At 35.8% G+C, this 10372-nt stretch carries 6 protein-coding genes and 2 pseudogenes; 5 read left to right on the top strand and 3 right to left on the bottom strand.

Annotation, left to right across the window (positions count from 1 at the left end; genetic code table 11):
• Positions 1-868: 868 nt before the first annotated feature.
• A pseudogene (locus ACFIO3_RS04730) lies at positions 869-1081 on the bottom strand (integrase); the annotation flags it as partial.
• A 488-nt stretch (positions 1082-1569) separates the two neighbouring features.
• Positions 1570-2355, bottom strand: a complete 786-nt coding sequence (locus tag ACFIO3_RS04725; protein WP_375607728.1) for an energy transducer TonB — start codon at positions 2353-2355, stop codon at positions 1570-1572.
• A 250-nt stretch (positions 2356-2605) separates the two neighbouring features.
• Between ACFIO3_RS04725 and ACFIO3_RS04720 the strand changes: the two genes are divergently transcribed.
• The 5 genes from ACFIO3_RS04720 (at position 2606) to ACFIO3_RS04700 (ending at position 8913) form a co-directional block, all read left to right on the top strand.
• Complete coding sequence (locus ACFIO3_RS04720) at positions 2606-4783, top strand: TonB-dependent hemoglobin/transferrin/lactoferrin family receptor (RefSeq protein WP_375607729.1); 2178 nt, start codon at positions 2606-2608, stop codon at positions 4781-4783.
• Positions 4784-5049: 266 nt separating this feature from the next.
• Positions 5050-6093 carry a hemin-degrading factor gene (locus ACFIO3_RS04715; RefSeq protein ID WP_375607730.1) on the top strand — a complete coding sequence of 348 codons (1044 nt, stop codon included), beginning with the start codon at positions 5050-5052 and terminating at the stop codon, positions 6091-6093.
• A gap of 11 nt (positions 6094-6104) precedes the next feature.
• Positions 6105-6992: a hemin ABC transporter substrate-binding protein gene (locus ACFIO3_RS04710; protein ID WP_375607731.1), complete on the top strand. Its 888-nt coding sequence runs from the start codon at positions 6105-6107 to the stop codon at positions 6990-6992.
• Between the two features lie 38 nt (positions 6993-7030).
• Positions 7031-8110 (top strand): FecCD family ABC transporter permease, encoded by a 1080-nt coding sequence (locus ACFIO3_RS04705; RefSeq protein ID WP_375607732.1) that lies wholly within the window; start codon positions 7031-7033, stop codon positions 8108-8110.
• On the top strand, positions 8107-8913 hold the full coding sequence (locus ACFIO3_RS04700; protein ID WP_375607733.1) for a heme ABC transporter ATP-binding protein: 807 nt from the start codon (positions 8107-8109) through the stop codon (positions 8911-8913). The genes ACFIO3_RS04705 and ACFIO3_RS04700 overlap by 4 nt, the downstream gene beginning before the upstream one ends.
• Before the next feature lie 1137 nt (positions 8914-10050).
• On the opposite strand, the pseudogene ACFIO3_RS04695 reads toward ACFIO3_RS04700, so the two are convergent.
• Positions 10051-10372: pseudogene (locus tag ACFIO3_RS04695) on the bottom strand (phage tail protein); the annotation flags it as partial.

Raw genomic sequence — 10372 nt, 5'->3', positions numbered from 1 at the left:
ATTACGTGATGTGTGTCATGGAAAATTACGGTGTTTACAAAGCGAGACTCACTGGGAAAATAGATATAAAAACCGACCTACTTTCTGGTCGATAAAAATAATTTGCCTTAACTTTCCAAATAGTATTGCGTTCTTAAGAGGCATTTTTATTCCTCCCTAAAGAGTATCCACCTATAGCCTCACTCTTGACGTGCAAGTAAGTGATTTTAATTGATTCAGTATCAGTAGAGTTGAAATGGAAATCAGTAGAGTTGAAATGGAAAAATTCTAAGCTATTCGAGGCTCGAATTTCAAATACAAAATAATAAATTATTTATTATAAATCATAATGTTGTATAAATCATTTAATCCCTCTCAACACATAAACGATAATATTATAGAGCTTATCAATGTAAAAAGACTAAAACGAATAACGCATCCTTTTATTATTGCTTATTTAATCAACATTCAAATATTTTAAAATGGCATGTTTTGAGGGTGTTTTTTCTGCTTACAATATTTCTATACCCAATAGGGGCGCATTATTGTGTATATCTTCTGGAGCAGAAAAACAGACTCATTGAGCTAGAAAACCTTAAAGGTAAAAATAGCTTCTTGCCCTTCTCCTTACGTTCGGCTTTACGACTTTCGAACATGTCGATAACAAGATCTTTAAAAAAATGAAGATTTAAGTATTGCCTTTCGTTTTTCTCATTTTTACATATGAGCTGCCATCCTTCACACAAAACAGAACATCCTAAAGCCCAAATCGTATGTGTTTCTTATTTATGTTTTTGTTTTAATTTAAAGGTTTCTAAGTCTATTTCATAATGGTATAGTTGAAGAGTCTTTTAATGGGCGAACGCCCTTCACGTAAAACAGAACGTCATTGGGTTACAGTTTCATGCGCTTGTTTTAAAGAAACATCTCTCAAGGCACCCAAGCCTCTTTCACGCTAGCGCTCGTAAATGGTATAATGGTAAATTCATTGAGCACCTCCATCTTTATGCTTATGGAAAAGCAAGCCGGTACTATCACACACTTTGCCAGATCGTGGGTATTGCGACAACATATTGACATTAAGACGATTCATAAGAACCATTTTTAGTCCTTTCGTATACAGTTTTATCCCCATACTCACTCCCACTTGTGATGTGCAAGAAAGTGATATTGATTCAACATACACAGATTTGAAATGAGAGAATCTGATGCAACTCAAGGTTCTAAATTCAATATGGACAACGATAATTATCTTTATAAATCAATGCATTATGCTTTTAAATATCCTATTATAAATGGTATAAAAATCTATTAGATAAGCCCATTACCTTTACTTCATAAAAGCTATAGCCCTCTCATCCCCTAACTCCCAATGTCGTAACAACTCTTTCATTTAGAGTATTCATAAGAGGTATGTTCACTGTTTTTTAAGTTTTTATGCCCATGCTCCCTACTTGTGTCATAAGTTAAACGAATGATTTTGATTGCTTAAATGTCAAAAAGATTTAGAAAAACTATCTTAGCTCTTTCATTTAAATGATAAACAAATCATTATAAATCAATATATTATCCGAATAGCCTCCATAAAAATTAGCTAAATATCAAAGATACTCTGATTGTTTTATTCACTTTTGATGGTGGAGGGGGAGGAAAAGAACCAACGCGTTGAAGTGCTGCCATAGCTAATCGATCAAGTTCTGGATCTCCAGCAGAAGTGACAACACGGCTAGCAAAAATATTCCCCTGCTTATGCACCTTAAATTCTAACTTAACCGTTCCTTTTACCCAACTGGTACGCTGTCCCACAACATAATTTTTTTGCTTTTCTAATTGTGACTGTACCTTTGCTAACCACTCCATTAACAATATATCTTCAAGCGCAGCTGTCCTGCCGCTCTGTCTAGCGGTAGATGAACGCATAGCCTTTGCAGACGGCAGTTTCACAACTGCTTTTGGTACCGGTATCGCTTTTTTTTTTAATATTGTATCTTCTACTTTCTGAGGAAGAGATTCTTCCAGAGATTTTACTGCAAAATCATCTTTTTCTACAGTATGTTGGAGATCTTCCGGTTGACCTTCCTCCACTGTTTCCAATATCTCTGGCTCTTGCTCTACAAGATCTGGCTGCAATCGTTCTGGTTCTGTGCTGACACTTGATAAATCTATATCACGATCTGGATTCGACGAATCTATATCAACATCAAGATATAGAGCCTCTTGGGCAAGAGTTAGCATAACCGTCGACGGGAGCATACCATTATTCACACCAGTATTTCGAAAATAAAACTGTGCTCCCAATGCTATATGCAAAGAAAGAGCGCCAACAAATGCACCAATCCAAAGAATTGATAACTGCCTCATATTTGTAAAGCTCATAGTTTCTTCCGCCGCACTTTCTCTGAAGTGCAATTATTGAGTATTTCATCTCATTAAAACAGGCTATTTTGAAATTGCAACTTTTTTCTTGACTGATTTTATCATGTTTAATATGGTCTCTACTATGATTTTATCTTTTTAAATCATTCCTGCTTGGTTGGCTAATTTATGATAGGGTTAAATCAAGCATTTTTATAGGTAAAACTTTAAACTGAGAGAGGGGATGTTTAAAAAAAGGTTATAATGTGTTATGCGAATAAGACGAGAAAATATCCATAAAAGCTGCATGATTTTAGGTGCGCTGTCAGTCTGTATACCTTCATTTGTTTTTGCACAAAATAGCGAGAAGAATGTTGTAACTGAGCTTAAACCAATCCTTATTAAAGGAAAAAAGATAGAGGATACTTCAAATTCAATAACCATTCTAACTGATCGTAAAACCGATAAAAATATTGATGAAAAACAAATAAGTGATGTTTATGACGTTAATCGTCTTAATCCTTCCGTATCCTATAATTCAGAAAATAACAGTTTTGTTGTTCGTGGCTTAGATGCAAATCGTGTTCTTACGACAATGGATGGTATTTCTCTTCCATGGTTTAATGATATATTCCGTGGTGGAGGTGGAAACACAACTTTTGACTTCAATGCTCTTTCTACGTTTGATACTATTCAAGGATCAGATTCTAGTCTTTATGGTTCTGGCGCCTTAGGGGGAATCATTGCATTGCGTACCCTTAATCCTGAAGACCTTATTGTGGAAGGAAAGAATTGGGGAAGCCTTATAAAAGGTGGTTATCACTCTGTTGATAACAGCTGGCGCATCGATCAAGCTTTTGCTGTACGTAATTACCAGACATTTTTGCTTTTCCAAGGATCATATGTAAATGGTCATGAGCGAAAAAATATGGGAACGGTGGGAGGATATGAAGAACGTACACGTAAAAACCCTTCAAACTTTGATAAAAATAACTTGCTTTTTAAAATTCATCAATATTTGAGTGATAATCACCGGCTTGGTTTTACCGCAGAGCGTTTTGGTCATAAGAGTAACACACATGAATTAAATGCGTCTAAAAGATATGCTCCAGGTTCCGTTTATGAGCGGGATAATAAGCTTCGTGAGCGGTTTTCTCTTTCTTATAATTATAATGGTAATGGTGATGCGGTTCTTGATGCGTTTAATGGGGTACTTTATTGGCAAAGGCAATCAAGTCGTTACGTTATGACTGGCGTTCGTGTTTCAGCCCCCAAAGGAGATTATTTAAGAGATAATTTCTTGCGTAATATCAATTATGGCTTCAATGCTGATGCACTTAAAGAAATGGACTTTGGCACTATAAACCATACGTTAAAGTTTGCAACTAATGTTTCGTCATCTAAATTTCATCACTATTTGTTAGGTAAAGACAATTGTCATGTAAAAGAATACGCTCGAGGATGTCTTTTTGTTCCTGCTAATCGGTCGGATTCACCAGACACCAATGGTTACAATTTAGGTTTTGTTTTTGAAGATGAAATTGGTTCGGTTGATAATCGTTTTCGTGTAACACCAGGAATTCGGTATGATTGGTACAAATATGTTCCTCAAAAAACATCTGCTTATGAAGAAGCACTAATTTCTGATAGATTCCCTCCGGAAAGGGCTGGATCGCGCTTTTCTCCTAAATTGCGCATGGAATGGGATATTCGGAATCAAATAACGCTCTATGCTCAGTGGGCACAAGCTTTTCGTGCACCACGTGTTTCGGAACTTTACGTCTCTTATATCAAACCTTCTGCTTATTATGTGAAAGGAAATCCTGATCTTCAACCAGAGACAAGCAATGGGTATGATGTTGGTCTTCGGTATGGAAATGTAAATTTCGGTGGTTCTTTCAATGCCTTTATCAATCAATATAAGAATTTCATAGATACCGAGGATAGAGGGCCCTCAGAAGAATTTAGGTTTGCGCGTCGGCATTACATGAATCGTTCGCGCGTACAAATTTTTGGTTTTGAAACAAAAGCGCATTTAGTTCTTAAAAATGGTTTTCATAGCAATGTTGCTTTTGCTTACTCCCAAGGAAAAGACCTTGATAAAAATGAATACCTTAACTCAATTCCCCCTTTGAAAGCCGTTATCGGATTAGGATATGCAAAAGAGATTTGGGGAAGCGATATTATCTTTACTTTGGCAGCCAAACGTGACAAAGTCGCTAAGGGGTCTGACTACCAAAAAATTCCAGGGTATCATGTCGTTGATATGACAGGGTGGTGGAAGCCATTCGGTGAAACGGGACCTGTTCTAAGAGCTGGTGTTTATAATCTTTTCAATACAAAATATTGGAATGCGTCGAGTCTTCCTTCTGGTAAAAGTTCAACACCGAAGGATTATTATAGCCAGCCTGGTCGTAACTTTAAGGTGTCGTTCGTACAAAAGTTCTAATCGCTTCTATTAACTATTAGGTCAATAGAAAATCATATCGATAAAAGGATAAATTATTTGTGTTTCTATTTTCAAATATCTTTAAAATTATAAAGGTTTGATAGAGCGATTTTAATTCTTTCTATTTTATCATTTTTTGACTGTTTTGCTATTGGTGATAGAGGCATATTTTGTGATAGATTGAACTCTTTAAGAGTTCAATCTATTGCCTAGGAATTATAAAATTTAAAAGTTAGTTCTTGGGTCAGTAACATAAGGTAAAATCCATGGCACATACAGCTGAAATGATTATTCGTTTGCGTGAAGAAAAAAAAGAAATGCGAAACCGTGATTTTGCGGTTTCTATTGGTATATCTGAAGCGGAACTTCTTGCAGCCTATTGTACAATTGGAAAAGCAAAAAGGCTACAAATTGATGTTGCTACTCTCTTAGAAAATGCTCCTCGGCTTGGAACAGTCATGACATTAACGCGCAATGAACATGCCGTTCACGAAATAACAGGGTGTTTTGAAAAAATTGTTCAAAACCAACATGTTCCTATAACACTTGGTGAAATTGATTTACGTATTTTTGCAAAACAATGGAAGTTCGGTTTTGAGTATGATGTCATTGTTCTTGGAAAACCTACAAAAAGTCTACAATTCTTTGATCATCATGGCGTTGCTATTCTAAAAATCTATTCTAAAGATATGACAAATATGGAAGAATGGAATAAACTTGTTGAAAAGCTCCTTCTTGAAGATCAGTCTCCTGTTCTTAACATTATTCCCGTTTCTCTCCCAGCCCAGTGTGACATAACAGAATTGGATATTGAGAGTTTTCGGGATCGTTGGCGGAAAATGACAGATGTACACCAACTTCATAAAATTATTTCCGAATTTAAGATTAATCGACATCATGCTGTAAAATATGTTGGCAGTGAATTTGCGGATGAATTACAAGTAGAAGCTGTTGAAATGATGCTTAACCAAGTCGCACGACAAGAACTGCCAATTATGTGCTTTGTTGGTAATAAGGGATGTGTTCAAATTTTTAGTGGGACTGTAAAAAATATTAAGCAAATGGGGCCTTGGCTTAATGTTCTTGATCCAAAGTTTGATCTCCATTTACTCACATCTGGGATTGCTAGTGTATGGCATGTTCGCAAGCCTATCAGTGATGGTTATGTCAGTTCACTTGAAGTTTTCGATAAAAATGATGAAATGATTGTTCAGTTCTTTGGCATGCGCAAAGAGGGTCAAAAAGAGCGTGAGGATTGGCGTTCTTTATTGAAGTCTCTTCCTCCATATCAAGAATCAGTTGTCGCTTAGAAAGATACAATATGCTGACTCTTCTTTTGTGCAGACAATTAAGGTTTTTTCTTCTTTTTATACTTCTTTCTTTTAGCTTCTTTTCTCAGCGCGCCATCGCTGAACCTACCACATATTTTTCTGAAAATGCGCGAATTGTCTCTATTGGCGGCTCTCTTACGGAAATTGTTTATGCATTAGGAGCGCAAGATCAACTTGTTGCCCGTGATAGTACAAGCGTTTATCCAAAAGAAGCCCTCAAACTTCCTGTGCTTGGTTATATGCGTGCTCTTTCACCTGAAGGTGTTTTATCTCTTGCTCCAGAAGGTATCTTACTCGTTGAAGGAAGCGGTCCTGCTTCAACAATTGAAATTCTCAAAAAAACATCAATTCCTATCGTGATCATACCAGAAAATTATTCTCGAGAAAGTGTGATAGAAAAAATTCGTCTTGTTGGAAAAGCCATCCATCGTGAAGCACAAGCTGCTGTATTAATTCAAAAAGTGAGCCGTGATTTTGTAGATAATGATGCTCTTTTGGCAAAAGTAACGAAACCAAAGCGTGTCCTTTTTATTTTGTCGGTACAAAATGGGCGCGTTATGGCATCTGGAACAGATACAGCAGCAGATGGTATCATAAAACTTTCAGGTGGGATCAATGCTATTACTGATTATAAAGGCTATAAACTTCTCAATAACGAAGCGTTATTGAAAGCGAATCCTGATGTTATTTTACTTATAAAACACGGTGAGAAATCCATTAATCTTGAAAAGGTTTTAGCTATACCAGCTATCCAAGCAACAACTGCAGCAAAAAATCATGCTATTAAACAAATGGATGCTATGTACCTTTTAGGATTTGGTCCACGTACTGCAGACGCATCAAGAGAACTTATTCATATGCTTTATGGTGCAAACTAAAATGGTAAAAACGGATAAAATTGGTAGAGAATCCATCTATGGTTTATGCATCTGAAACAAAAAAAAATAAAAAAATGAATCGTAAAAATTTGAGAACAATACTCTTATTAGGTCTAATAATGTTCCTTATCTTGAGTATTTTGGGCGGACTTTTAAATGGTGCTTCAAATACTTCTTTCTTTGATTTTCTTAATATCATGTTTACGCAAGAATTTTCTGTAAGTAGTAAAACACGTGATTATCTTATATTTATCGATATAAGGCTTCCTCGCGTTATCCTAGGATTATTGATCGGGGCTGCTTTGGCTGTCTCTGGTGTTATGATGCAAGGACTTTTCCGTAATCCTCTTGCAGATCCTGGAATTATAGGTGTATCAGCAGGAGCTGGTCTTGGTGCCGTTTTAGCAATTGTTTTAGGTTTTGCTTTTCCTGTTTCATTTGCGCCTTTTCTAGAGCCTTACAAAGTTATCATGGGTGCTTTTTTGGGTGGACTTTTATCAACGATTGTTCTCTACATAATAGCGACGCATCATAACTTTACCTCTATTGCAACTATGCTACTTGCCGGTATTGCTCTTGGTGCATTAAGCGGTGCAGTTGTTGGAACATTGATTTTTATTGCAAATGACCAACAATTACGCGATATCACTTTTTGGAGTCTTGGCTCTCTTGCGGGCGCGACATGGTGGAAAGTATGGCTCGTTCTCCCTTTCATTTTTATTGGTCTTCTTTTTTCTCCCTTTTTATCACGAGCACTTAATGCTCTTGCGCTTGGAGAAGCTGTTGCTGGCCATATCGGTTTCCATATTCAACGCGTTAAGAATATTGCAATTCCCCTCGTTGCTCTTATGTGTGGTAGTGCAGTTGCTGTCAGTGGTGGTATTGGTTTTATTGGTATTATTGTTCCTCATATTTTACGTCAGATCATTGGTCCTGATCACCGCTATCTTATTCCTTACTCTGCTCTCTTGGGAGCATCTTTACTTATTTTTGCTGATACGTTTGCACGTTTAATTGTTGCCCCCGCGGAATTACCAATTGGAATTGTAACAGCGCTTTTTGGTGCCCCCTTCTTCCTGTGGATCCTTATATGCAAACGAGGGACTGCCTTTTCATGATTGAAGCAACAAATATTTGCGTTCAGCGCGGAAAAAAACAGATTCTCAATCACATTAATCTTCAAGCTAAAAGTGGTGCTTTTACCATCATAATTGGTCCTAATGGATCGGGAAAAAGTACTTTTGTCAAAGCACTGAGTGGGGAAATTCCTTACAGTGGGAAAATAACCTTAAATGGTTATGATGTGCGCCAAACAAAAACTTATGAAATGGCAAAAATGCGCGCTGTGCTCCCACAATCAACAACGCTTGTCTTTCCATTCTTAGTCCATGAAGTTGTAAGACTTGGCCTTTCTGTAAACCAACTCACCATTGCCAAAACCGAGTTACAAAATCTTATCCAGAAAGCTTTAGATCGCGTTGACCTTTCTGATTATGGTAACCTATATTATCACCAATTATCAGGTGGAGAACAAGCACGCGTACAACTTGCTCGTGTTCTTTGCCAAATCTGGAAACCCATTTATAATGGAATTCCTCGTTGGATGATATTAGATGAACCTATTGCTAGCCTTGATATTCAACATCAAATTATCGTTATGGATATCGCTAAACAATTTACCCATTCTGGTGGTGGCGTTCTCGCTGTTCTTCATGATCTCAATCTCGCAGCACATTATGCAGATAGCATGATCTTGCTAAAGGAAGGAGAGATTTATTGCGAAGGAAATGCGACTAATGTTTTGACAACACAAAATCTACGCGATGTTTATCATTGTTCCTTAAACGTTTCTGAATTACCTAAAGAAGATATCCCTTTTATACTCCCTCAAACAGCATCCTCTTATGAATTTAGATCCTAAAGCAGTCAGCTTCAATCTAAAAATTAATGTACTTAGCACAATAAAGTACGCAAATATTCAAGATTCTATTTTATTTTTAATGAACTCCTTTCTATCATTTAACGTCTTCCGCTCACATCAAAGATATTTTTGGAAAAAACTATCTATTTAAAATCTTTCAAGATTTTACGTACTAAAAATATTTGAGATTTTGTTTTGCTATCATAATTTTATATAATGCAAGTTTATACGACATAAATATGTATTTTCCTCGCTCTTTCTATCACTCTTGTCTTTAATAAAAATGATCCAGAAATACATACAAATACCTTTGTCATAATAATTACATGGATTATTTATATTTTCTAGGGACTAGATAAAAATTAAGTACCTCTTAACAATCTGTAAAAGATTTATTTGTTGCTTTAACGGCGTTATTTTTTCTCATAACATATATGCTTTTTCTTTATCTTTTTTTATATTGATTCTTTATCTATCTCTGTAGTCAATAAAAACATTAAATATAATCATATTTTTATTTTTCTTCCTCTATTAGAAAAATTGTTTATTGGTACATCAAAAGAATTAAACTATTGAATAAAATATTTAAAATAAATTCAATAACGCTTCTTGTCGTCCCCTTAACGCAAAAACAATGCGTAATATAGAGATGAAAAGAAAGTATAACGATAATTTCACTCAAGGAGTATACAATTTACAAATATAACCTACATCATAGCATTGCAAAGAAATAAAATTGATAAAGAGATGAGAAATCTCTTTATGAGATCAATTCGCTGATACAAAGATATACTGTTTTTGTAATAAAACGCTACAAATGTTGCACTTTTTCATGCCTCAGATTGAGTAATTGTATCACTTTAGCCCCTATCAAAACACCTGATGAAAAGATGTATCTCCAGATCATTTAATGGCAAATTTAAAATAATTTTTACATATTTTCTCTTCATAATCATACAATTATAATAAATTATATCCTTAACTCTTCCCTCCAATCATTTAAAATTATTTTTTAACTCTCTCAAGTATTGTATAAAGAGTATAGATTTCCTCTTCACATACATAAAAAATAACGCGGAATTGCTCCGCGTTAACAAAATTATCAAAGTGTATAGATTATTTATGAGCAGATCATACTCATGATTTTATAGCATAGACAACAGTTGCATTAACAGGGCGCGTTTCTGTTTCACCCGTATGGGAAAGAGTGATCTTGTGTGTATGTGCACCAGCAGAAGCTGTTGTCCCTTTCAGGGTCGCATTATAGGTATAATGATTTGGTAGTCTTCCAATATCACCAACGGGCCATCCTACTGTTTTATACTCAAAACTGTGTGCATGCTCGCCTGCTTCTTCAATGGTCCCAATATGCGTATGCGATCTTATGCTATCTTGTTGTTTATCTGCAAATTTTCTACCACCATCTAAACCACGGCCATCATCAAAGCCGCGTAAAAAC

The sequence above is a fragment of the Bartonella sp. AD328YNZD genome, assembly GCF_042196425.1.
The sequence above is the reverse complement of the archived record's forward strand: the minus strand, read 5'-3'. Positions and strand labels throughout refer to the sequence as shown.